This is a genomic window from Streptomyces sp. DH37 (assembly GCF_029813835.1).
GTDB lineage: Bacteria > Actinomycetota > Actinomycetes > Streptomycetales > Streptomycetaceae > Streptomyces.
In genome coordinates this window covers 37177-61303 of the sequence record NZ_JARVKV010000017.1, presented here as the reverse complement: position 1 = coordinate 61303, position 24127 = coordinate 37177, and the positions used below count along the sequence as shown (strand labels likewise).

Annotated in this window: 19 protein-coding genes and 1 pseudogene; 11 read left to right on the top strand and 9 right to left on the bottom strand. The window is 72.5% G+C overall.

Features of this window, described 5'->3' with window-relative positions; translation table 11 throughout:
* Positions 1 to 216: 216 nt before the first annotated feature.
* Positions 217 to 1671, bottom strand: a complete 1455-nt coding sequence (locus QC029_RS11820) for an MFS transporter (RefSeq protein ID WP_279555542.1) — start codon at positions 1669 to 1671, stop codon at positions 217 to 219.
* Between the two features lie 96 nt (positions 1672 to 1767).
* Here QC029_RS11820 and QC029_RS11815 point away from each other — a divergent pair, with 96 nt between their 5' ends.
* Together QC029_RS11815 and QC029_RS11810 are read left to right on the top strand one after the other, a co-directional pair.
* Positions 1768 to 2403 carry a helix-turn-helix domain-containing protein gene (locus QC029_RS11815; protein WP_279555541.1) on the top strand — a complete coding sequence of 212 codons (636 nt, stop codon included), beginning with the start codon at positions 1768 to 1770 and terminating at the stop codon, positions 2401 to 2403.
* 195 nt (positions 2404 to 2598) lie between these two features.
* Complete coding sequence (locus QC029_RS11810; protein WP_279555540.1) at positions 2599 to 3744, top strand: LuxR C-terminal-related transcriptional regulator; 1146 nt, start codon at positions 2599 to 2601, stop codon at positions 3742 to 3744.
* A gap of 88 nt (positions 3745 to 3832) precedes the next feature.
* Here QC029_RS11810 and QC029_RS11805 read toward each other — a convergent pair whose 3' ends face one another.
* Both QC029_RS11805 and QC029_RS11800 read right to left on the bottom strand, forming a co-directional pair.
* On the bottom strand, positions 3833 to 4822 hold the full coding sequence (locus QC029_RS11805) for an RICIN domain-containing protein (protein ID WP_279555539.1): 990 nt from the start codon (positions 4820 to 4822) through the stop codon (positions 3833 to 3835).
* Between the two features lie 223 nt (positions 4823 to 5045).
* Entirely contained in the window at positions 5046 to 5984 is a 939-nt protein-coding gene (locus QC029_RS11800; RefSeq protein WP_336621580.1) for an AraC family transcriptional regulator, read from the bottom strand.
* Between the two features lie 104 nt (positions 5985 to 6088).
* On the opposite strand from QC029_RS11800, the gene QC029_RS11795 reads away from it, so the two are divergent.
* From QC029_RS11795 to QC029_RS11780, 3 genes are all read left to right on the top strand, one after another.
* Positions 6089 to 6769, top strand: a complete 681-nt coding sequence (locus QC029_RS11795) for an NAD(P)H oxidoreductase (RefSeq protein WP_279555537.1) — start codon at positions 6089 to 6091, stop codon at positions 6767 to 6769.
* Between the two features lie 206 nt (positions 6770 to 6975).
* Positions 6976 to 7452, top strand: coding sequence for a hypothetical protein (locus QC029_RS11790; RefSeq protein WP_279555536.1), 477 nt, complete (start codon positions 6976 to 6978; stop codon positions 7450 to 7452).
* Positions 7453 to 8952: 1500 nt separating this feature from the next.
* Positions 8953 to 11085 (top strand): choice-of-anchor L domain-containing protein, encoded by a 2133-nt coding sequence (locus QC029_RS11780; RefSeq protein WP_279555535.1) that lies wholly within the window; start codon positions 8953 to 8955, stop codon positions 11083 to 11085.
* A gap of 863 nt (positions 11086 to 11948) precedes the next feature.
* Here QC029_RS11780 and QC029_RS11775 read toward each other — a convergent pair.
* Positions 11949 to 12422, bottom strand: coding sequence for an Rrf2 family transcriptional regulator (locus QC029_RS11775; RefSeq protein ID WP_279555534.1), 474 nt, complete (start codon positions 12420 to 12422; stop codon positions 11949 to 11951).
* Positions 12423 to 12510: 88 nt separating this feature from the next.
* On the opposite strand from QC029_RS11775, the gene QC029_RS11770 reads away from it, so the two are divergent.
* Complete coding sequence (locus tag QC029_RS11770; RefSeq protein WP_279555533.1) at positions 12511 to 13254, top strand: SDR family oxidoreductase; 744 nt, start codon at positions 12511 to 12513, stop codon at positions 13252 to 13254.
* 786 nt (positions 13255 to 14040) lie between these two features.
* Here the strand turns inward: QC029_RS11770 and QC029_RS11765 are convergent.
* The gene (locus QC029_RS11765; RefSeq protein WP_279555532.1) at positions 14041 to 14691 is read right to left on the bottom strand and encodes a response regulator transcription factor; all 651 of its coding nucleotides are present in this window, start codon (positions 14689 to 14691) and stop codon (positions 14041 to 14043) included.
* Positions 14688 to 15869, bottom strand: coding sequence for a sensor histidine kinase (locus QC029_RS11760; RefSeq protein ID WP_279555531.1), 1182 nt, complete (start codon positions 15867 to 15869; stop codon positions 14688 to 14690). Before QC029_RS11760 ends, QC029_RS11765 begins: the two co-directional genes overlap by 4 nt.
* Positions 15870 to 16026: 157 nt before the next feature.
* Here QC029_RS11760 and QC029_RS11755 point away from each other — a divergent pair, with 157 nt between their 5' ends.
* The 5 genes from QC029_RS11755 to QC029_RS11735 all read left to right on the top strand — a co-directional run bounded on the left by QC029_RS11755 (position 16027) and on the right by QC029_RS11735 (position 21791).
* Positions 16027 to 16662, top strand: coding sequence for a VanZ family protein (locus QC029_RS11755; RefSeq protein WP_279555530.1), 636 nt, complete (start codon positions 16027 to 16029; stop codon positions 16660 to 16662).
* A gap of 430 nt (positions 16663 to 17092) precedes the next feature.
* The gene (locus tag QC029_RS11750) at positions 17093 to 17488 is read left to right on the top strand and encodes a nuclear transport factor 2 family protein (protein WP_279555529.1); all 396 of its coding nucleotides are present in this window, start codon (positions 17093 to 17095) and stop codon (positions 17486 to 17488) included.
* A 307-nt stretch (positions 17489 to 17795) separates the two neighbouring features.
* A complete protein-coding gene (locus tag QC029_RS11745) occupies positions 17796 to 18095 on the top strand; it encodes a hypothetical protein (protein WP_279555528.1) in 300 nt (99 codons plus the stop codon).
* An 800-nt stretch (positions 18096 to 18895) separates the two neighbouring features.
* A complete protein-coding gene (locus QC029_RS11740) occupies positions 18896 to 19051 on the top strand; it encodes a hypothetical protein (RefSeq protein WP_279555527.1) in 156 nt (51 codons plus the stop codon).
* A gap of 430 nt (positions 19052 to 19481) precedes the next feature.
* Positions 19482 to 21791, top strand: coding sequence for a beta-L-arabinofuranosidase domain-containing protein (locus QC029_RS11735; protein ID WP_279555526.1), 2310 nt, complete (start codon positions 19482 to 19484; stop codon positions 21789 to 21791).
* A gap of 277 nt (positions 21792 to 22068) precedes the next feature.
* Here the strand turns inward: QC029_RS11735 and QC029_RS11730 are convergent.
* From QC029_RS11730 to QC029_RS11720, 3 genes and pseudogenes are all read right to left on the bottom strand, one after another.
* A pseudogene (locus tag QC029_RS11730) lies at positions 22069 to 22236 on the bottom strand (LuxR C-terminal-related transcriptional regulator); the annotation flags it as partial.
* Between the two features lie 101 nt (positions 22237 to 22337).
* Positions 22338 to 23240, bottom strand: a complete 903-nt coding sequence (locus QC029_RS11725) for an aminoglycoside phosphotransferase family protein (RefSeq protein WP_279555525.1) — start codon at positions 23238 to 23240, stop codon at positions 22338 to 22340.
* 55 nt (positions 23241 to 23295) lie between these two features.
* Entirely contained in the window at positions 23296 to 24036 is a 741-nt protein-coding gene (locus QC029_RS11720; RefSeq protein WP_279555524.1) for a class I SAM-dependent methyltransferase, read from the bottom strand.
* Positions 24037 to 24127: the final 91 nt, after the last annotated feature.

Sequence of the window (24127 nt, the reverse complement as noted above, 5' to 3'; positions counted from 1 at the left end):
GCCTCATCGACCAGGCGCGCGGCCTCGACAGGGACGACGCGCGCGCTTCCGGTACCGCAGCGGACAGGAACCAGTAGGCGCAACGGGCTTCCCACCCGAACCTCGCCCCACGCGCTCAAACACATGCCGCGCACGCCGCGGAGTTCCGCACTTCGTGTCGGCAACGCCTGTGGCCAGTGCATCCGGCCATAGGAGGCCATGAGACGGCGGCGCCCTTCAGCGGACAACGGTGCGTTGCAGTGAGGCGCGCAGCTCACCGCGCCTGCGGGAGGCGGGGCCCGCGGCGGCCCCCTTCGGCCGTGACACGCGGGCGACGAGGAGGAGCAGTACGCCACAGGCGGCGACCAGGATCCAGCCCGGGCGGGACGCGAGTGCGAGCCCCGTCGGGTCGGTGGCCGTGACCAGACCGCCGGCGAGAGCGATGCCGACGGCGGAGCCAAGTTGCCGTGCGGTGGAGGTGATCGCCCCGGCCACGCCGGCACGGGCGGGCGGCAGTCCGTTGACCGCGGTGTTGGTGATCGGGGCGTTGGCGAAGCCGAACCCGATGCCGATGAGCGAGTACGCGGTCAGAAGCAGGAGCACGCTCGTGTGCGGGGTGAGCCGGACCAGGCAGAGCCCGCCGGCCGTGATGAAGCCGCCGGCGAGGAGCAGCGGCAGCCGCGGTCCCGTGCGGCCGACCATGCGACCGGACCAGGGGGCGCAGACGGTCGCTCCGACGGCCAGGGGCAAGGTCGCCACGCCGGCGGCCAGCGGCGTCCATTCACGGGCGTGCTGCAGGTAGAAGGTGTTCAGCAGTAGCGTCGTGTTCAGGGCGACGAAGACCGCCACCGCGCCCACGACGGCACCGCTGAAGACCGGGCGTCCGAAGAGCCGCGGATCCACCAGCGGCTCACGCCGGCGGAACTCGACCCACACGAATCCGGCCGTCGCCACGGCAGCCCATGCGTATCCCGCCAGTGCCGCGGGCGACGTCCAGCCGATGTGCGGCCCTTCGATCAGGACGCCGACCGCGACCGCGAGGACCATGGTCAGCAGGACCTGGCCGGGCAGGTCGAGCCGCCGGGCCCGCTGTGCCCGGGACTCCGGCACGAACACCGCGCTGAGCAGCAGAGCGGCCGCGATGACCGGTGCATTGATCCAGAACAGCGCCCGCCAGCCGAGCCCCTCGAGCAGCGCGCCGCCCGTGAGGGGACCGGCGGCCATGCTCAGCCCGAACACCGACGCCCAGATGCCGATGGCCTGCGCCCGCTCCTTCGGGTCCGGCATCGCGTTCACCACGATCGCGAGCGCCACCGGGCTGAGCATCGAGGCGCCGACGCCCTGCAGGGCGCGGGCCGCGACGAGTACGCCCGCCGACGGGGCGAGCGCGCAGACCAGCGAGGCCGCGCCGAACACGGCCAGCCCGCACTGGAACACCCGGCGGCGTCCGAAGCGATCCGCCAGTGCGCCGGAGGAGATCAGGAGACTGGCCAGGACGAGGGTGTAGGCGTCCACGATCCATTCGAGACCGCGCGTATCGACGTCCAGGCCGCGCCCGATGGCCGGCAGGCCCACATTGACGATGGTGGTGTCCAGGCCCACCAGGAACATGCTCAGGCAGCAGACGGCCAGTACCGTCCAGCGCCTGCGCGCACTCAGCGTGGGTCGAACAGGGTGAGTCGTCGCGGTCAAGGTCCACCTCTCACGTCCGGGAACACTGCCCGGCAAGGGTCGGGCCGGACGACGGCCACAGCCCATCGATTTTGCGAACACTGCAAAACTGGGTCCGTGAACACAGCATCAGAGGACGCGGAGCTGGAGCGGATTCTCGGCGGCATCGGGCCCCGGTTGCGCAGGCTGCGCCGGGAACGGGACCTCACGCTCGAGGCACTCGCAGCCACGACCGGGATCTCCGTCAGCACACTGTCCCGGGTGGAATCGGGCAAGCGGCGCCCGACCCTGGACCTGCTCATCCCGCTGGCGCGGGCGCACCGCGTCGCACTCGACCAACTGGTGGCGGCGCCGGCCAGCGGTGACCCCCGGGTGCACCTCCGGCCCGTGCACAGGGGGCGCGGCAGCGTCCTCGTGCCCCTGACGCAGTACCCGGGCCGGGTGCAGGTCTTCAAGCAGGTACTGGCACCCCGCCGGCCGGAACCGGTCACCCACGAGGGCTACGAATGGCTCTACGTCCTCGCCGGTCGGCTACGCCTCATCCTCGGGGAGCGGGACTTCACGCTGCGGCCCGGCGAAGTGGCCGAGTTCGACACCACCGAGCCCCACTGGTTCGGCCCTGCGGACACGAGCAGCGTGGAGATCCTGCACCTGTTCGGTCCGCGAGGGGACCAGGCCGTTGTCCGCACCGGGCCGTCCACGGCCGATCCCGCCCCGCCGACCGCCCCAGACCCGCCGTCAGCAACGCCGTGAGCCGCAGCACCTACCGGTCGTTTCGGAACGCGGTCCTGCGAAGACGCCGGCGGACCCCGGAACAGTCCCTTCGGTCTCGGTTACGGCCGCGCTCCGGACGCGCACGGCCGTCGCCCGGGGCCGCGGCGGGACGGCCGCCGGACACCGGCTGGAACCGCGTGGACCGGCTCGTCCCGGAGCGGTTAGCCTGCCACCGTGGACCGACACAGCGGGGGACGGGTCGGACGGGTCCGGGAAGCGGCGGTGCGGGCGGCGGCGGCCGCGCAGAACGTGGAGGACTTCTTCGACGGCGTCGTGAGGGCGGTGGCTCCGGTGCTGCGGTTCGACGTCTGGGCCGGCGTCACCGTCGATCCGGCGACGCTGATGAACACCGGCGGCAACTACCGCGACGCCGTTCCCGAGCGGCTGATGCCGCGGATGCTGGACATCGAGTACCGCGAGGGGGACGTCAACCTGCTGCCCGACCTGGCCCGGCGGCCGGTACCCGTCGGGCTGCTCAGCCGGGAGGCCGGAGACCGGCTGGAGCACAGCCCGCGCTACCGCGACATCGTCCGTCCGCTGGGATACCGCGACGAGTTACGGGTGCTGCTCCGGGACCGGCACGGCTCCTGGGGCGCCCTCGTCCTCGGCCGCGGCCGGGACGCCCCCGCCTTCGGCGACGCCGACATCGCGGTGGCGGGAGCACTCGCGCAGCCGCTCGGTGACGCGCTGCGCCGCCTGCACCTGACGCAGCGGGCCCGGGAGGAGCCGCCGGCGACCGCTCCGGGCCTGATCCTGCTCGGTGACGACTACCGGGTGCTGCACCTGACGCCCGCCGTCGCGCTGTGGTTCGAGGAGCTCGGCGGCCCGGACGGCGGAGCCGCACGCGACGGTCTGCCGCCGGCTGTCTACGCCGTCGCCGCCGCCGTCCGCACACCGGTCGCCGCCGGTTCCCTCACCTCCTGGGCGCACACCCGCACCCGCGGCCCGGTGCGGCTGCACGCCTGGTGCCTCGGGGACCGGTCCCCGGTCCGGATCGCCGTGGCGGTCGAGCCGGCCCGGCCGAGCGAGCGCACCTCCTTCCTGATCACCGCCTACGGGCTCACCCCCCGGGAACGCGCGGTGACCGAACTCGTCCTGCGCGGCCACTCCACCGCGGACATCGGCCGCCGTGCCGGCCTCTCGCCGCACACCGTCCAGGACCATCTGAAGGCGGTCTTCGACAAGACGGGGGTGCGCAGCCGCCGCGACCTGGTGGCGAAGCTCTTCGCCCGGCACTATCTGCCGGCCCTCCGCCACGGGGCCGGGGGTTTCGGGGATTCCCCGGCGCCGTCCGACACTCCCTCCGGCGCTTCCGGCTGACGGGTCCCGCCCCAGGGCACCGGACCGGGCGCGCCGGTGGGCCGCCCGCCCGGCGGGGCGGGCGGCCCGGTCCGCCGGGCGCGGGACGTCAGTACCGGCCCCACAGGGCGCCGGGCTGGCCGACGCAGCTCCACTGCTGGATCCTGGCACCGTCGTTCACGGAGGAGTTCTGCACCTCCAGGCACTTCCCGCTCTCGTTGACGATGTAGTAGGCCTCGGAGTTCACCGAGACGACCTTCCAGCGGATGCCGTCCTGGCCGACGCAGTCCCACTGCTGGGCGATGACGCCGTTGTCGTCCTTGGAGTTCGCGATCTCCAGGCACTTCCCGTTGCCGGCCCGCCGGATCAGCACCTCGCCCGAGTTGCCCGCGCGCTGGAAGTTCCACCTGGCGCCGTCCTGGCCGACGCAGCTCCACAGCAGGGCGGCGGCGCCGTTGGCGTCGGAGGACTCCTTGATCTCCAGGCACCTGCCGCTGTTCCAGTTGTAGACCGTCTGCTGGGTGACGGGCACGAGCTGGGCGCTCACGCTGTACGACACGGTGTCCGGCCACTGTCCGTCCCTGCGGGAGGCCGTGAAGGACTGACGGGTGCCGTCCACCGTGACCGTGGCACTGCCGAGGTCGTCGTCCCCGACCAGGTCGTCCTCCTCTATCTTGACCGTGACCCGCTCCCCCACCTGGAAGAACATCACCAGGTGCCCGCCGCCCTTCTCGGTCCGGTCGCCGCAGCTTCCGTTGCCCTCGACCCACGGCTCCACGAACCTGACGCAGGTTCTCGGCCGGCCGATGTCGTAGGCGCCGTCGTTCACGGGCCAGACGCGGGTGTCGTTGACGAGGACCCGCACCTCGTCGCCGTCCCCGGTGTTGGAGTCCTCCTCCAGGTCCTCGGCGAACAGCCCGCCCACGCGCAGCGCGATCAGGCCGTCGCCCTGCAGGTCGGCGGCGGGTGCCGCCGCGGACGGAACGGATTCGGCCGGGACGGGGTCGGCGGGTGCGGCGTTCGCCGCGGTGGCGGGCAGGAGGACGGTGGCCAGGACGACCATGGCGAGCAGGCCGCGGCCGGTCGGACGGAAGCGCATGGGTGGTCTCTCCTCGGATTCACTGGGGCGCGACGAAACCCGGCACGCGGTGACCGGGTGCCGCTCGTCCGCGAGGTCCCGTGGTTCCCCCTGATGGTCCGGGACCGGCCGCCGAATCTAGGCGGCGGGCGGGGGCGCCACCATCCCAGGAAGCTGGGGGGTCACCCGCCGCAGGGCGACGGGGCCGCCGCCCGGGGGGCGCCCGGGATCGCCGGACCGGGACTCAGGCCGCCGCGGCGCGGAACGCGCTGGGGCTCAAGCCCTTGTGGCGTTTGAACGCGGCGCTGAATCCGAAAGCGTCGGCATAGCCGACGGACCTGGCGATCTGGGCGATGCCGAGGTCGGTGTCGGACAGGAGCGTCTCGGCCTCGTCCATGCGGCACTCGGTGAGGTAGGCGAGGGGCGGACGGCCCATCAGCTTGGTGAAGCGCTTGGCGAACAGCGACCGGGAGACGCCGGCTCGAGCGGCCAGGGACGCCACCGTCCAGGCTTCGGCGGGCCGGTCGTGGAAGGACTGCAGGGCGGGGGCGAGGACCGGATCGGCGAGGCCCCGGTACCAACTGGGCGCATCCGCGCCCACCTTGTCGAACCAGCTGCGCAGCGTGCACACCAGGGCCCAGTCGAGGAGCCGGTCCATCAGCGCCTGCGAACCGGCCGAGCGGTGGGCGGCGTCGGCGGCGGCCGTCTCCAGCCAGGCGCAGACCTCGGCGTCCTCCTCGACCACCAGGACGGGCGGCAGGCTGCGCAGGAGCCGCTCGTGGCGGTGGCCCGAGGCGCGGTAGGCGCCCACGATCAGCGCGGTCGCCTCCTCCCGGTCGGTGCCCCAGTGGATACCGCCGAGTTCCTGGGCGGTGCACTCGGGGTTCGTGGTGAAGCAGGCGATCTCGTACGCGGCGTGGGAGCTGTGGATGGTGGCGGGACGGTCCGCGAGGTGGAACGGCGCGGGGCCGCGCACGATGGCCGTGTCGCCCGCACCGACCGCTCGTCGGGTTCCGTCGGGCAGCAGCAGGGTGCCCCCGCCGCGCAGCACGCTGATCATGGTGAGCGGCGCGTCGTCGGCGAAGCGGATGACCCAGGGCACCGTCAGTACGGCGTGGCTGACGACCGAACCCTCGGCCCGGATGCCGTTCAGCAGCGAACTCAAAGGATCCACGGAAGAGATCGTAGACGATCTCCTATGTTCCGGAGCGTTTCTCCCATGGATCATCTACACCGCTGCGGCTGTACTGGATTCACCGAACCAGCCGACACCAGCCGGGAGACACCGTGACGCAGCACGACAGCCGTGCCAGGACAGCCCTCGTCGTCGTCGCACACCACCGCGCCGATTCCCTCACCGCGCACACGGCCCGCCGTGCCGCCGCCCGGCTCGAAGCCGCCGGATACCGCGTCGACCTGCTCGACCTGCACGCCGAGGGGTTCGACCCGCGGATGAACGTGGCGGACCAGCCGGACTGGGGCGACAGGGAGAAGAGGTACTCGGACGAAGTGCACGCCCACATGCGGCGCATCCTCGACGCCGATGTCGTCGTCGCCGTCTTCCCGGTGTACTGGCAGAGCGTGCCCGCCATCCTCAAGGGCTGGATCGACCGCGTGTGGAACTACGGGTTCGCCTACGGCCGCAGCAGGCCCCGCCTCGCCGGCAAGCGCATACTGTGGCTGGGCCTGGCCGGCGCCACTGCCGACGACCCCATCGTGGAGGGAATGCAGACCGTCCTCGAGACCAATCTGAGCGAAGGCATCGCCTACTACTGCGGCTTCTCCCGCTCCACCGTCGGCCTGCTCACCGACGCGGAGGAGCGCCCGCAGAGCGTCGACGCCGAGGGCAACCTCCTGGTCGGCGACGCGGTCGCGGGCGCCGAGCGGGAGGCGCAGTACGCGGCTCTCGACCGTCGCGCACGGGAGTTCGTGGAGAAGTTCGCCGCCGAGGAACTCGTGGCGCCCTGACCGCCGGGGACCGACCAACTCCGCGAACCGCGCCGGCCCGGCCTCCTCCATCGGCGCGGGGGACCTCCCGCCTGCGGGGAGAGACCTGCTCGGGGAACCTGGCCCGGGCCGGCGCGGGAGGTGCGGGCGGCGGGGGCGGAGGCGGGGCCGCTGCCCGGAGGGCCGGGCGGCGCCCGCAGCGCGTTCCCTGCGGCACCATGACGTCCATGACCGGCGACAAGGGCACGGCGTTCGTCCTGCCGCGGGGCGCCACCGGCTTCTCCTCCCCCGAGGACGGGCCGCTGCCGCAGACGGACCGGCGGGCGTTCCGCACCGCCCTGTACGCGGCCGCCCGCGCCGCCCGCGGCCGCGTGGGCGAGGTGGAGGAACAGACCTACCCCCTGACGTTCCACACCGCGTCAGTGGTGCACGGTGCGGCGCAGAGCACCGTTCTGTGCCACGCCCACCACCCCTGGATCGCGTTCGCCCGGGAGCGCCGCACCTGGTACACGGACCGGTTCCTCACCCCACCGGCATGGGCGCACCCCTTCGCCGTCGCCGGGTTCGCGGTCCTGACCGGTGAGCAGCTCGCCACGCCGCTCTGCGAGGTGGACACCTCGGTACTCTCCCGCGCCGAGTGGCGCCAGGTGCGCTGCTACGGCATCACCACGCTGGGCGGCGTGCTCTTCAACGCCTGGGACTGACCACCACACGGAACGGTGCGGTCGGCGGCGTGCGGCAGCCTGCGCGCCTGAGTCGCGACCTCGCCGTCCGGGAGGGACGACCGCCCGGCCGACGGCGCCGCTGAACGCCGGGCTTCGACATCCCGTGCGGCCGCTCCGCCGGTGCCGCCCCCGGGCATCCGCCGCCCGCGCGGGTCGCGCGGTGGCTGGCCGCGCTGCCAAAGCGGTGCCCCGGCCCGGCTGCGGACCGGGACGACCTCTCGCCGTGGGCCACCGGTCCGCTGATCGGTGAGGCCGACGGCCCGCTGCCCTGCTTCCCGGCGCACCACGGCATGGCGGCGGAGGCCGCGGCCCACGCCGCGCAGCCCTCGGTCGGCCGTCCGCCGCAGTATGCCGGTGGGATGCTCCAGACGGCCGCGCGGGCCCTGCGGCCCGGCCGCCCGCTGCTGATCGTCGACCGCGGTTCCACCGCGCCCTGGTCCTGGAGCCAGGGTCCCGGCGCCCGCCGCCCGGCCCCGCCGAGATCACCGCCGAACCGGGCCTCGGCCCCGGGCAGTGACCGGTCCCGGGCGCGGACGCCCCCGGCGCCGGGCCACCGAGCCCTCCGGCGGACCGCCGAATGAGCCCCGGCCGTACGACACGCCCCACGAACCGGGAAACACGATGCCGCCCGACCGCACGCGGAAGGCCGTACCGCGGGCGCGGGACGCCGGCCCCCACGGACCGGCGCCGACGAGAAGGCTTCCCTTCTCGGCTTCCTCGGCTTCCTCGGCTTCCTCGGCCATCTGCGGAACGCGGTCGCAAACGAGGCCGCGGGATGCCGGAACCGCGGGTCCGCGTGGAACGGCAGCCACAGCAACCACCGGGTCGGCACGGCGGCTCCGCACCGGTACGGGCGGCCCGGCCGTGAGCCCCGGCGCCCGGAGCCCGCTCGGTCGGTGGCGGACCGGGGGACACATCGTCCCCGCCACGCGGAGGCGGCGGGCCCGCACCGGCCGGACGCCGACCCGCGGCTCCCCGGCGATCGCCGCGTCCGTCCCGCCCCGGGCGAACCGTTCGGCCGCCTCCGGTCGCAACCGTTCCCGGAACCGCTGCCGTTCGGCGGTCAGGCCGCCGCCTCGTGGACACCGCATCCCACCGGCATTACCGCAGGGATCAAGGACCGCCGGTCCCCCACGGCACCACGAGTCCGATCTCGATAACCGACGCGGAAGGCGACTTGTCTCACAGGAGCCACCGGAGTTCGCGCGTTTTCTTCTCTCACAGCCGTGAAGGGGGAGCGCGAGGGAAATGTCAATCGGCGCGCAACCGCGGGGAGATGTGTTTCCCGATTCCGATGCGACACCTGCCGGTGTCGCTCCTCTGTCCGCTCGATCGGGGGCGTGCTAGCTTCCCTCGGTGTCAAGCGAGTTCCAGGGGGCCGGTTTCTCGCTCACAGGGGTGGGGCGCTTTCGCGTAACGCATTCCGACCCCCTGGAGACAGCTGGGGGGATCATGTCGAGAAAATCGCTTCCGCATGCCGTGAAGCGGGGATGGGCACGCGGCCTGGTGGCCGGTGCCGGCGTTCTGGCCCTCACCGGAACGTCGACGCTGCTGATGGCCTCGCCGGCCGCCGCGGCCATCGGCAACGACTCGAACGCGAACGCCATGGCCTCGGCCCTGGCCGGGCCGGGAGCGGAGGTCGTCGGTGCCGGATTCGATCATCTGGCCGGCGCCGTGGCCAACGGTGTCGGAAATTCGCCGTTGTCGAACTTCCCGACCAACGGCTCCACTTTCACCATTCTGACCAGCGGTGACGCCGCCTCGGCCGACGACCCGAACACGGAAGGGAGCAAGACGACCGACCTGTCCGGCGGAAACGTCCGGGGCGACACGGATCTCGACGTGTCGGTCTTCACGGTCGACCTGCAGGTTCCCGAGACGGCGAACTGCCTGAGCTTCGACTTCCAGTTCTACAGCGAGGAATACCCGGAGTGGGTGGGCAGCGCCTTCAACGACGCCTTCATCGCGGAGCTGGACAACAGCAACTGGACCACGTCGGGCAGTGAAATCAGCGCGCCGAACAACTTCGCCTACGACGCCGACAACGACGTGGTGAGCGTCAACGCGGTCGGCCTCGGCGGTTTCAGCGCGGAGAACGCGGCAGGCACCACCTACGACGGGGCCACCCCGCTGCTGTCCGCCGCGAAACAGGTCACCCCGGGCGCCCACACGCTCTACCTGTCCGTCTTCGACCAGGGCGACCGCGTCCTCGACTCGGCGACGTTCGTCGACAACCTGCGCGTGGGATTCGTGCCCGACCCGGAGACCCAGTGCAAGTCGGGTGCGCAGCCCAAGCCGTACCAGCTCGACCTCACCCCGGTCGAGACGACGCTGGAAACCGGTACGGACCACACCGTCACCGCGACGCTCACCGAGATCGGTGCGGAGCCGCCGGCGGTCTCCGGCGCGCCGATTCTCTTCCAGACCTCGGGCGCGCACGCCGTCCCGGGCTCGGACACCACCGACGCCGCGGGCCAGGCGACCTTCACTTACACCGGTACGACGGTCGGAGTCGACTCGATCAGCGCCTGCTACGACGTTAACGGGAGCGGGACGTGCGACGCCGGCGAACCCTTCGCGTCGGCCAAGGCCACCTGGAAGAACACGCCGCCGGTGAACGACCCCGGCGGGCCCTACTCCGGAGCCGAGGGCTCCGCGGTCGCCCTCGGCGCGACCGCGAGTGACGTCAACGGCGATCCGCTCACCCACGAGTGGACCTACGAGCCGGTCAGCGGGGTGGACGCCGGAGCGGTCTGCTCCTTCGAGGACGACTCGGCCCTGGAGACCACCGTCACCTGCACCGACGACGGCGAGTACCGGCTGACGCTCACCACCGACGACGGCGTCAACGCGCCGGTGTCCAACGACGCCGACCTGACGGTGACGAACGTGGCGCCGGCGATCGGTGAGGTCTCCACCGCGGTGGACCCGGTGGCGGTCGGCACTCCCCTGTCCCTGGACGCCGACTACACCGACCCCGGCGCCAACGACACCCACACCGCCTCCATCGACTGGGGGGACGGCTCCACGAGCGAGCCCACGGCCGCCGCCGGCCAGGTCGGCGGCTCCCACACCTACACGGCGGCCGGCATCTACACGATCTGCCTCACGGTGACCGACGACGACGGCGCATCCGACGAGAAGTGCTCGCCGAACTACGTGGTCGTCTACGACCCGTCGGCCGGCTTCGTCACCGGCGGCGGCTGGATCGACGTCCCCGAGGGCTCCTACCCCGCCGATCCCTCGGTGAGTGGCCCCGGACGGTTCGGGTTCGTCTCGAAGTACCAGAAGGGCGCCACCACTCCCAACGGGCAGACCGAGTTCCAGTTCAAGGCCGGAAGCCTGAACTTCCACTCCACGTCGTACGACTGGCTGGTCGTGAGCGGGAGCAAGGCGATCTACAAGGGGACCGGAACGGTCAACGGCGAGGGCGGCTACAGGTTCCTGGTCTCCGTGGTGGACGCCGGCAAGAGCGGCGGTGACGACACCTACCGGATCAAGGTCTGGGACGCCGACAGCGGCACCGTCGTGTTCGACAACCAGCCGGGCGCCGCGGACGGCACCGCGGCGACGACCGCCATCAGCCAGGGGTCCATCGTGATCCACAGCTGACCGACCGCACGGAACGGGCCGGGGTGTGCCGTCACGGACGACGGCACACCCCGGTCACGTCGTACGGGCCGCGAGCGCACACCGGAGGAGGAGCACGACCCCGCCCCGAGCGGTGACGAGCCGCACCGCCGCCGGCGGACGGCCCTCCCGCCCGGACGGCTGGTACAGCAGCCACCGCATCGGCACCTCGCGGGGTCCGTCGAACGAGCGGCTCCGTCTCACCTTCGGTGGTGGCGGACAGCAACGGCGGCGACGGACAGGCCATTTCCAGCATGAACCCGTGGATCCGCGCACCACAGCGGTCCTTCCCTGGGAGCCGACCGATCAGCTCGGCGTCTGCCCGTGAGGGTCTGGCGCGGCAGACTCAGCGACTCCGATGCGCCGCCATCCGCTTCGAAGCATCGAGGTCGGAGCACCGGCCGGATCCTCTGTAGGGCAGAGGATCCGGCCGGTGCTCACGATCCGCCACCATCGAAGGTGAGACGGAGCCGGACGATCTACGGTCCCGGACCGGTGTGACCGGCTCCTGTCGCACGGTCCCGGACGTTCGGCGGCATCCTCCGGGTCACCACGAGCCCATGCACGGTTGGCGGTGAGGCGTCGAGGCGCGTCGGCGGAACTCGGTTCCGCCTCTGCCGTGCCGACGCCGGATCCGCGGTCCGCTGATGGGAGGGGAGGCCGCCGGCGACGGCTTGGACCGTGTGGCTCAGGTGCTCGCGGCATTCGAGGTGGCGGGCTGGCGCCCACCGCCCGGTTCCGCGGCCCGGAGGCAAGCCCGGCCTGGTGCCGTTCATGCCACAAGGGACCCGGCTCAGCTACAAGTCATCGAACGCCCGCGGGTCTCGGCCACGACGGGCCCGGCGTCAGGCGGTCCCCGCCAGCCGGGACCGGGTGCGGGAGGGGGCGGAGTCGGGCAGGGAGTCCACGATGTCGGCCAGGGTGGTCCCGGCCAGGGAGCGGCGCCAGGCGTCGTGCGCGTCGTCCATCTTCCGGGCGAGGACGCAGGGGGTGCGGCACTCCTCGGCGGGGAGTGCGCCGCGCCCCTGCTGCCGGATCTCCCGGCACTCGTAGGGCCGGGACGTGCCGTCCAGGGCCTCGACGAGCTGGAGCAACGTGATCTCGTGCGCCGGGCGGGCCAGCCGGAAGCCTCCGCGCGGCCCGGTGGACGCGGCGAACAGGCCGGCCTTGACGAGCATCTTCAACTGCTTGACGAGGTAAGGGGCCGGCAGGTTGAAGTACTGCGCGAGCTGCACGGCCGAGACGCTCGTGCCCGGCTCCAGCTGCGCCAGTGTCGTGGCGCAGTGCAGGACCCATTCGGTACTCGCTGGCAGCTTCACACCTCTGATCCTATCATGGACATAGAGGGTCTTTATTATCGTGGTACTGTTCGCCACGCCAGCCGGATAACCGAACGAGGAGAGCATCATGCGGATCGCTGTCGCCGGTGCGACCGGGAACATCGGGGGTCTCACCGCCGCCGCCCTGGAGAAGGACGGACACGAGGTCGTGCGGATCAGCCGCTCGCTCGGCGTGGACCTGACCACCGGTGCCGGGCTCGACGAGGCCCTGGCAGGTGTCGAGGCGGTCATCGACACCACCAACTGCACGGCGACCGACCGGGACGAGGTGGTGGCCTACTTCAGCAGCACCACGCGGAACCTTCTGGCGGCCGGCAAGCGTGCGGGCGTGCGCCACCACGTGCTGCTGTCGATCGCCGGGGTGCACCGTGTCGATGGCAACGCCCACTACGCGGGCAAGCGGGCGCAGGAGGGCCTGGTCTCCGAGGGCCCGGTGCCGTGGACCATCGTTCCCGCGACCCAGTTCCACGACTTCGCCGCGATGGTGACGAGCTGGGTCGAGCAGGACGGCGTCGCCCCGCTCGCACCGCTGTTGGTCCAGCCGATCGCCCCGGAGGACGTCGCGGCCGTGCTCGCCGAGATCGCGCTGGGCGACCCGAAGGGGCGGTACCCCGATGTCGCCGGCCCCGAGCCGCAGGACCTGGTGGACATGGCCCGGCGCACGTACCAGGCCCGTGGACGCTCGGTACGGCTGGTGCCGACGTGGTCGTCGCTGTTCGGCCCGGAGATGGCCGGAAACGTGCTGCTGCCCGGCGAGAACGCCCGCATCGCCCCGACCACCTTCGACGAGTGGCTCGCGCAGCAGCGCTGACAGGTCTTCTCGTTCGGCGGGTCGGCGGGTCGGCGGGTCGGCGGTGCAGACGAGGGTGCGGGCGATGCCGTCGAAGGCCGGGAAGTGGCCGGTGATGCGTTCGTAGCGGCAGTGGAGACGGCGGCGGCCGGCCGGCCGGGACCGCCGCCCGTTCCTCCACCCGGCGGGGGCGGCCCGGCCGGGTGGAGGAGCCGACGCCCTTTGTCGCACCCCGGGACACGCCCTTTACCGTGCGAGCGACCCCACCGCTCGGCCGGGCTACGACGCGTGACGATGCCCACGAGGTCGGTGGAGGGGCCTTGGGCGGGAGCGGTCGTGAGTCCTCTGACGCAGGTCGCCGTGGATGGACACCTGCGCGCCTTCGCCGCCGATGCCGGTCTTCCGGACCGGGTCACGAGCAGCCGCAAGCCGTGTACGAGGCGGGCGGGGACCGGACGGCACGGCGTGGCGCTGCTGGAGCTCCGTCTGCGCCACCGCACGGCCCTCGGGCGACGGTGCTGGGAAACGGCAGCGACAGTCCCAGGTGGGCCAGGGCGCCGCGCGACAGCGGGTCTTCCGGGGACACACACCCCGTCACCTCGACGCCGGCTGTGCGCCGACCCGGCAGGGAGCTGATGCCGGGCCTCCCCCGGTCCCGGCTCGGAGCGCCGGGACAAGCGGTGAGGACCACGTGGGCCGCCCCGGCGGCACCGGTGATGCCGTGACACGGCCTGCGGGGAGGTCGGCCGGGCTTCACCGCACCCATGGCCTGCTCGGCCCGGCGCCGGGCCGCTCCTCGCCGTCCGGTCAGCGGGCGAGGCCCGACTCCCAGACCCAGGCCGCTATCTCGACCCTGTTGCGGACGCCGAGTCTGCTCTGGATGTTGGTGAGATGGGTCTTCACCGTGCCCGCGCTGATGTGCAGGGCGGCGGCGATCTCGGTGTTGGTGTGCCCGCGGGAGACGAGGACGGCGACCTCGGCCTCGCGCCGGGTCAGGGGCGAGGGACGGGCCGGGGCGGCGGTTGCGGCGGGACGGGCGAACTGCTGGAGCAGGCGGACGGTGATGGAGGGGCTGATCAGGGCCTCGCCGGAGGCGGCGGAGCGGACGGCTTCGGCCAGCAGGCGAGGCCCCGCGTCCTTGAGGAGGAAGCCGCAGGCGCCGTTGTGCAGGGCCTGGTGGACGTATTCGTCGTCGTCGAAGGTCGTCACCATGACGACCTTCGGGGTGTGCGCGGCCCCGGGGCGGTGCAGGTGTCTCAGCGCCTCGATGCCGTTCAGCCGCGGCATGCGGATGTCCATGAGGACGACGTCGGGGCGGTGCCGGTCGGTCTGCTGGATCGCGGCGACTCCGTCGGCGGCCTGGGCGACGACCTCGATGCCGTCCTCGGCCGCCAGGATCATGGCCATGCCGGTGCGGACGATCGCCTGGTCGTCCGCGAGAAGGACACGGATGGTCACCGGCGCACCTGCCTCAGCGGGAGAGGAAGCTCGAGTCCGACCTGCCAGCCGGTCCCGGGGCCGGGTCCCGCGGTCAGGGTGCCCCCGGCGGCGTCGGTGACCTCGCGCAGGCCGCGCAGTCCGTAGCCGGTGCCGTCGGGCGGGCGGTGGTGTCCGTCGTTGGTGATCCGCGCGGTCACCCGGCGGCGGGAGACGTCCAGGTGCACCCGTGCGGTGGTGCAGTCGCGGGCGTGTTTGCGGATGTTCGTCAGTGCCTCCATGACCACGCGTTCCACGAGGTGGGCGGCGTCCGCGGGGAGGCTGTCGGCCGGGCCGGTCCCGGTGAAGTGGACCCGGGCCCCGGGCAGCCGGCAGTCGGCGACGAGGGCGCGGACGCCGTCCGTGCCCCGCGCCCGTGTGTTCGGGACGGTGTCCTCGCGCAGGGCGCCGACCATCTTGCGCATGGCGGTCAGCGCCTCCGCTCCGGTGGTCTCGATCAGCTCGAGGGCGTCGCCCACTGCCCGGGGATCTCCGGCCGCGACGGCACGGGCGCCCTGCGCCTGGACCACGATGCCCGATATGTGGTGGGCGACGAAGTCGTGCAGGTCGCGGGCGAAGCCGAGGCGCTGTTCGAGCCTGATCTGCTCCTCGCGCTGCCGGCGGGAGGCGGCGACCAGGCGGACGGTGAGGCCGGAGGCCAGGGCGCCGCCGGCCACCAGGGTCAGGATGAGCGCGACGATGCTGCTGGCCTCGTCCACCTCGACCACCAGCGGACGCAGGATGAGGGCGGTCATGAGCAGCGGCAGGGCGACGGCGGTGCCGGCCGGGGAACCACGCCGCGCCGTCACGTGCAGCAGCACCATCAGGGCGGCCGGCTCGAACAGGGTGTAGGTGTCGGAGGCCTGATCCAGGTCGGAGCCGCTGCCCGCGGCCGCGCGCAGTCCGACCGAGCAGGCCAGCGACACCAGGGCCACGCCGCACGCCGTCCACGCCAGCACCGCGGGGGGCAGCCTGATCCCCACGGCCGGGAAGGCACCGGTCGCCGCCGCGGCCGTCGACAGGAACAGCAGCGTCCCGGCGCCCTGATGTCCGAGGGCGCCGGTGTCGATGTCGATGAGCAGGGCCGCCCCGAGGACGCAGAGCAGCAGGGTGCTGCCGATGAGCCGGCCGGCAGCCGCGGCGCGCGGTGATCTGAGCATGGTGAGCACCCTAGCCGCGCTCGCCGCCGGGTCCCCTCTGCCGAAAGTCGTAGCCGCCCGCCGGGGAATCGGCCCTTCGGGAGATCCGCCGGGTCCTGTCCCGGAAGGAAGCTGGACGACGTCAGCACCGTTGGCCCCGACCGAAGGATCACCCCCGATGGACATCCGTTTCCAGGTGGACTCCGCGCCTGTTCTCGGCCCCCTGCTCATCCTGTTCGCAGCCTGGCTCGCCGTCCGGGTGCGGCGCGGTATGTGGAACAGGCGCCACGCCCTGCTGCAGCTGACCGCTGCCGTCTACGCCGCCGCCGTGCTGTCCCTGACGGTCTTCCCGCTGAACGTGACGTGGGGCGAGTACGCCAACCAGGCCCCCTGGATCGGCCAGATCAACTTCATCCCGCTGCTCACCGCGGACATCACCATCGTTCCCAACGTCATCATGATGGTGCCGGCCGGGTTCCTGCTGCCGCTGCTGTTCCGGCGCGCCGACTCACCGTCGCGGGCGACCCTGATGACGGCGGCGGTCAGCCTGTCCGTGGAAGCCACCCAGCTGCTGTCGTACATCGTCTTGAACAACGGCCGTTCCGTGGACGTCAACGACCTCCTCGCCAACACGCTCGGCGGACTCGTCGGCTACGCCCTGCTCGCCCTCGCCCTGCGCGCACCGGCCCTGCGCGACCCCCTCCTCGCGGCCTCGCTGCCCCGCTCCGCGGCGCTGCGGAACGACCGCCGGCGTACGGCGACCGTCGCAGGACCCCGGTCGGCCCGGATCGCTGCCCCCGTCGACCGTCCCTGACCCCGCCCGCGCCCGCGCCGTCTCATACCGACCCGCTTCACACGGAGGAGGGCGGCTCGACCGCCCGCCGTCCCGGCCCGGCCGCACCTCGCGAACGCGGCCGCCACCGCCGACCGGGTCATGGCCGCCCCCTCCGGCACCTGGGCCGTGCAGCCGGCCAAACGCTCCAAGGCCGGCCGGGAACCGCCGGCCGGCCAGTGGGTGAGGACCACCGTCACCCACGGCCTGCACGAGGACGCCCCCGTCCTGCCGCTGGACGAGTCCGGGCAGCGCCCGTACGTGCCGCGCTCCGGCCGGGCGTCACGGCCCCTCCGGCCGGCGGAAGGGAATTTCCGCCCGCTGCCGCCACGGCCTTCGCGGAACGCGGCCGCAGAGGGAGAATGGAACATATCAGGTCACAAGACTCGGCGAACGAGGAGTGGAATCGATCATGGCCGAGCACCCGCACGCCGCACTGGTCCGCAGGGGCTACGAGGCGTTCAGCCGGCAGGACATGGACACCATGCGCGAGCTCCTGGCGGGAGACGCCACACATCACGTCCCCGGGAACAACCCGCTGTCCGGCGACTTCAAGGGGCAGGACGCCATCCTGGAGGTGTACCGGCGTCTGGCCGAGGAGACCGACGGCACGTTCCGGGTGGAACTGCGCCACCTGTCGGTCGACGGCCGCGGACACGTGATCTCCCACCACCGCATGACCGGCGAGCGCGGCGGCAAGAGCCTCGACGTGATGGGCGGAATCGTCTTCCGCATCGTCGGCGACAAGATCACCGACCTGGACGAGTGCGTCGAGGACCTCGACGTGCTCGACGAGTTCTGGTCCTGACGTCCCGACCCCCCGGCTCGGAGCGACCACGAGGAGCCGGGGCACCGCGGTCCGGACCTGTACGCCGGTCCGGACTACTGGCAAGCCGGGCTCGGCGCCCTGGGACAGGGCGCCCGTCCACCGGGGGCTCCGCTCACGAAAGCGGGCCCGGGCTCACCTGCTGCGGCCGCGTCGCCGGCCGGGCCGGCAAGGGGGGTAGGTCGTCGCTCGCCGTTCCAGAACCTCGGACGGTCAGACGCCGGCCGCCTGCCACTGATCCGCGCGCGTCGCGGTGGGAGGTGCCGGACGAGGGGGAGGTGATCGCGGGATGCCCCGATGGATCGTGCTGGCCGTTCCCGTCGACGGCGTCGCGGAGGCGGACCGGGACGCGCAGACCGTCGCGGAGTGGGAGAGCGGCCCGGAGGAGGCGGCGGAGGCTCTCGCGCGGATGGCGAGCACCTTCCAGGGGCGCCTGCGGAAGGTGCGGCGCCGGGAGGTCTTCCGGTGCTCCGAGCGGTCCTACTTCGTCCGCCTCCAGGGGTGCCTGGCGACGTACGGCTTCCTCCTCCAGCCGGCTGAACTGGTACACGACTCCGCCGCGTCCCCCACGGCCCGGCCCTTCCCCTGAGCGCCGTCGTCCCCGCCCCGACGGGCATGCGGACAGCGTCTGCCTACTGCTCCGGAGGTGGACCGTGGTGGTCCGGGACGAAGATGCCGGCGAGTTCTGGTTCCGGCTCGGCTCCTGTTGAGGTCACAGGCCGGCCTCGGTCCGGTCCTGCAGGCGCCGCCAGGCCATCGCCCTGCTGCAGCCCGGCCTGTCGTGCGGGAACGCCCCGCCGGCTCACGCCCGTGCGCAGCATGCAGACGATCGCGCGCAGGGCGGTCCGGTCGCCCCACCGGCAACCGTCCCGGGTAGCGGCGACGGCGCGACGGGCAGGCGGAGTTGAGAGATCGACGTGATCGCTCGCTGCGCTCGACACACCGAACGCAGTTCGGGAAGTCGGTCGGACCGTAGAACTCGGTCGGAGGCGCGCCGACACTCAGGCACACCGAGTTCCCTTCCCCTCCTGCTTGCCTTGACGCCGAACGCGCATGCCTCTTCCGGCGGCAGCGGCCTCGACCCGTCGGCCGATTGTGGTCGCCGACCGCATTGACGACCCGTTACCTGGACAACTATGGTCTCGTCGATCCTGCGAACAGCGTTCGATATCACGAACAATTAGGCGGCATGCTTCCCCGCCGCGTTCCGCGGCAGCCGCCGACAGTGAACAGCTCGGCAGGACGGCGTCAGGTACGCCGCCCACGTGTTCGGCTCCCCTCCCCCGCGCGAGGAGATGTCCATGCGTGTCTCCGCACCGTCCACGTCCAACAGCCCGGCCCACCGGTCGCCTTCCCGGGCCACCGTTCCGGTGTCCTCCGCCCCGGTGGGTGGGAGCCCTGTTCACCGCCCTGCTCGCCCTCGCCCGCCGGGTGACCGCGCCGGGAGGAGCAGCGGCGGGAGCACCCGCCGCTGCCACGACCCCGCCCCCGTCCGCCGACCCGGTCAACAGCGGCGGCGCGGACCCGTCGGCCCGTGCCGTCTGACGCGGGCTCCGGAGACCCTTCTGCTCGACGGACCGGGCAGACACCGCGCCCCCCCGTGGCAGGCTTCATCGCCGACGACTGGCCGGGCAGGACTTGCCGCCGACGGCAGCGTCGTCACCGTCGACGGCAAGCCCTGCCCGGCCTGCTCCGGGATGCCGGTGGTCGGACGGGTCGACTCCCGCCCGCACGTCCACCTCGCCGCGCCGGCCGGCCCCGGCCCGTGGCGGGAGCGCGCACCGCGTCCTCCGCACTCGCCCTGCCCCGGGAGAGCCGGGGCGCACCGCTGAGGGCCGATCGCCCTCCGGCACGAGGCACCACCCGCACCGCCCACTCCGCCGGCGCCCGCCAGGACCCCGACCACGTGTCGGGCCTCACCCGAGCCGCACGCTCCAAGCCGCGGTCACCACTTGCCCGCGCAGAAAGGCGCACGATGTCCTCCTCCTTCAGCAGGCGACGCCTCCTCCGGCTCGCCGGGGCCACAGCCGCCGCCTCCGCCGCCGGTCCCCTCGTCGGCGGCTCCCCGGCCCGAGCGGCCGTCCCCCCGGTCCGGGCCGACATCGGAGCCCTGGCCTTTCCCTTCGACCTCGGCCAGGTCCGGCTCACCGCGAGCCGCTGGCTGGACAACCAGGACCGCACCCGGAACTACCTGCGATTCGTCGACGTCGACCGGCTGCTGTACAACTTCCGCGCCAACCACCGCCTGCCGACCAACGGCGCGTCCGCCACCGGCGGCTGGGAGGCGCCGGACTTCCCCTTCCGCAGCCACTCCCAGGGCCACTTCCTCACCGCCTGGGCACAGGTGTACGCCGTGACCGGAGACACCGTCTGCCGGGACAAGGCGACGTACATGGTGGCGGAGCTGGCCAAGTGCCAGGCCAACAACAGCGCCGCGGGTTTCGGCGCCGGGTACCTCTGCGGCTATCCCGAATCCGACTTCACCGCGCTGGAGGCACGCACCCTGTCCAACGGGAACGTGCCGTACTACACCATCCACAAGACCCTGGCCGGGCTGCTGGACGTGTGGCGGCACATCGGCAGCACCCAGGCCCGCGACGTGCTGTTGGCCCTGGCGGGCTGGGTCGACCGGCGCACCGGCCGGCTCGGCACCGCGCAGATGCAGGCCGTGCTGGGCACCGAGTTCGGGGGCATGAACGCCGTACTGGCCGACCTCCACCAGCAGACCGGCGACGCACGGTGGCTCGCCGTCGCCCAGCGGTTCGACCACGCCGCGGTCTTCGACCCGCTGGCGGCGGGCCAGGACAGGCTGGCCGGACTGCACGCCAACACCCAGGTACCGAAATGGATCGGGGCCGTCCGCGAGTACAAGGCCACCGGCACCGCCCGCTACCGGGACATCGCCACCAACGCCTGGAACATCTGCGTCGGCGCGCACACCTACGCCATCGGCGGCAACAGCCAGGCCGAGCACTTCCGCGCTCCGAACGCCATCGCCGCCCACCTGAGGCGGGACACGTGCGAGAGCTGCAACACCGTCAACATGCTCACCCTCACCCGGGAGCTGTTCGCCCTCGACCCGGACCGGGCCGCGCTGTTCGACTTCTACGAGCAGGCGTGGCTGAACCACGTGATCGGCCAGCAGAACCCGGCCGACCCGCACGGCCACGTCACCTACTTCACCCCGCTCAACCCCGGAGGCCGGCGCGGCGTGGGCCCGGCCTGGGGCGGCGGCACCTGGAGCACCGACTACACCACCTTCTGGTGCTGCCAGGGCACGGGCCTGGAGATGCACACCCGGCTGATGGACTCGATCTACTTCCACGCCGGCACCACACTGACCGTGAACCTGTTCGTCCCCTCGGTTCTCACCTGGGCCCGGCGCGGCATCACCGTCACCCAGACCACGTCCTACCCGGCGAGCGACACCACGACCCTGCGCGTCACCGGCGACGCCGGCGGAACCTGGACGATGCGCATCCGCATCCCCGGCTGGACCACGGGGGCCACCGTCAGCGTCAACGGCGCCGCGCAGAACATCACCACCACTCCCGGCAGCTACGCGTCCCTGACCCGCGCCTGGGCCCCCGGCGACACCGTCACCGTCCGCCTGCCCATGCGAACCGTCGTGCGGCCGGCCAACGACGACCCCGACGTCGCCGCGATCACCCACGGCCCGGTCGTCCTGTCCGGCGACTACGGCGACACCGCCCTCAGCTCCCTCCCCTCCCTGGACACGTCCTCGATCAGGCGGACCAGCCCCACCGCACTCGCCTTCACCGCCACCGCGAACGGCTCCACCGTCACGCTCGGTCCCTTCCACGATGCGCACGGCCACAACTACACCGTCTACTGGAACACCAGCGGCCTCGCCTCCGTCCGCCTGGCCAACGCCGCCAGCGGCCTCGTGCTGGGCATCCAGGACATGTCCACCGCCGACGGCGGCCGCGCCCTGCAGTGGAGCGACTCCGGCACCGCCGACCACGACTGGGAGGTGATCCCCGACGGCGACGCCTTCCGCTTCCGCAACGTCCACAGCGGCAAGGTGCTCGGCGTGCAGAACATGTCCACCGCCGACGGCGCCACCGTCCTCCAGTGGTCGGACAACGGCACCGCCGACCACCGGTGGACCCTCCACGACCGGGGCGACGGCACCTGCACGATCCGCAACGCGCACAGCGGGAAGCTGCTCGCCATCGAGAACGGCTCCACCGCGATCGGTGCCTTCGCGGTCCAGGACTCGGACAACGGCACGGCCGACAACCGGTGGCGCATCGTGCGGTGACGACCGGCCGGCCTGGCGGGACACGGGCGAGAGGATCTGCCGGGTCGGACGCGCCTGGACGATGCCGCGGGCCCGGGCCGAGGGCGCCGCCCGGCCGAGTGCGAGGTCGGCCACGCCATCACCCACCGGAATGAGGGCTTCACCGGCGGACAGCTCACGTCACCGGGCCGGTGGAGGCGCGGGCGGCGGTCTTGAGGGCGCGGCCTGCTCGGCCCAGATGACCTTCCCTCCACCGTTTGACTTCCGCTCCCCTCCCTCAGGTCCGTGGGCACTCGGGTCAGCGGCGGATGAGGCCGAGGTCGGTGGCGGTGGCGGTGGCGACGGCGGCGGTGCGGGAGTCGACGGCGAGTTTGGTGTAGACGTGGGCCAGGTGGGACTCGACGGTTCCTTCGGTCAGGTGAAGCCGGTCGCCGATGGCCTGGTTGGACAGGTTCTCGGCGACTAGGCGGTTCCTCTTCTCGTCTTCACGGGGAGGGCATCGTGAACGACGTGGGAGCGACGTCGCGGCGGTTCCGGCAGCGAGTATCGAGGATCGTCGCTGCGCGCCTACACCGAACCGTCTCTCAGAACACGATCGAGTGCTGCTCGGCCTGCGGGTCCCCATGTCGGCTTGCCGCCGGGAAGGCCCCGGTCCCCGTTCCGGCCCATCAGCATGAGAAACAGGCTCTTCAGGGCGGCCAGCCCGCGGGCGCGCCGGATCGTCCCCTCGTCTGCCTGCGCGTATGCGTCGAAGAAACGTGAGGTGGCGCCCGCGGGAAGGATGACCCATGCGGCGGCGAGGTCCCACGCCGGATCGCCGGCGAACACGGCATCGAAGTCGATCACGCCCGAGAGCGTCCCGTCCGAGACGACGACGTTCGCAGGATGCAGGTCGCCGTGCACCCACAGCGGCGGGCCCTCCCACTCGGGCGCCGCGACGGCGTCGTCCCAGACGGCTCGGATCTCGTCGGCGAGGTCGTCGGGGACGACGGCGTGGAAGAAGTGGTCGAAGCCGTCCGTGCACTTCTTCGGGTGGTCGCCACGGTCCTCACTGACCGGCGCGTCTTCGGGCGCCTCCACGTGGAGCGCGGTGAGGAAGGCCGCCAGTGCGTCGGCCGCGTGGTCACCGCGGCTGATGGAGGTGTGGTCCAGCGGCTCGCCGGGGACCCACGTCATGACGGCCCAGGGCTTCGGGAAGCGCGCGGACGGTTCGCCGATCCGTACGGGGTTGGGGACCGGGAGCGGCAGGCGCGGGGCCAGGACGGGCAGCCACCGGCACTCCTTGCGCAGGAGGTCCGGGGCGCTTTCTGTGCGCGGCATGCGTACGGCCAGCCCGTCCCCAAGGCGCCACATCTGGTTGCCCCATCCACCCGCCACCTCGCGGACGGCCAGCCCCGCGAGGTCAGGATGCTGCTCCCGCAGCAGGTCACGGACCAGGCCCGCGGTGATCTCGATCTCGGCGTCGCTCATGCGGCGCCACAGTACCGGTGCGCCGGTACAGGATCCGCTGGTGATCCGCGACCGGTCAGCCGCCCGAACCGGTGGCCGACGGCGGCGCCTCGACGACGAAGAACAGGAAGTTGGGTCTGGTCGAGAGGTCCTGGAAGCCGTCCGGGAACAGCTCACGGGCGGCCGGGTCGGGCTGCGGCTCGCTGAGGACGCAAAGACGGAAGCCGGCGGTGGTGAAGGCATCGGTCATCGCGTGCAACGGCCTGCGCCAGAACTCCATCGGGACGGACTGTCCGTTGAGTGTCCAGTCGAAGGTGTAGCTGGTGGTCGCGTGGTAGTCGGGCCGGGGATCCCGGTGCGCGTAGGCCGTGAAGGGGTGGCTCACCGACGCGATCAGCCGGCCGCCGGGCCGAAGCACCCGCCGGAACTCGGCCAGCGTCGGCCCCCAGTCCTCCAGGTAGTGCAGGACCAGGGACGCGACCACGTCGTCGAACACGCCGTCATCGAACGGCAGCGGGTCGCGCAGGTCGACCACGTGCAGGGCCACGTCGTCGCCGAGTCGCCGTCTCGCCAGCGCCAGCATCCCGGCGCTGGAGTCGATGCCGGTGACGACGGCGCCGCGCTCGTGCAGTGCGGCGGACAGCGGGCCCGAGCCGCAGCCGGCGTCCAGGATCCGACGGCCGGTCACGTCCCCTGCCAGGGCCAGCATCGCCGGCCGCTCGTAATATGCGTTCGCGAGGCTGTTGTCGGACTCCGCGGAGAACATCTCGGCGAAGCTGTCGTAGTCGTTGGCCTGGTTCCGATCCGCAGACTTCATCGTCGCAGCCTAACGAGCTCGTGCACGGTGGGCGGTGAGGCACCGAGCTGCTGATCGTCGATCATGGTCGTGTGGTGGGGAGCGCGTCTCG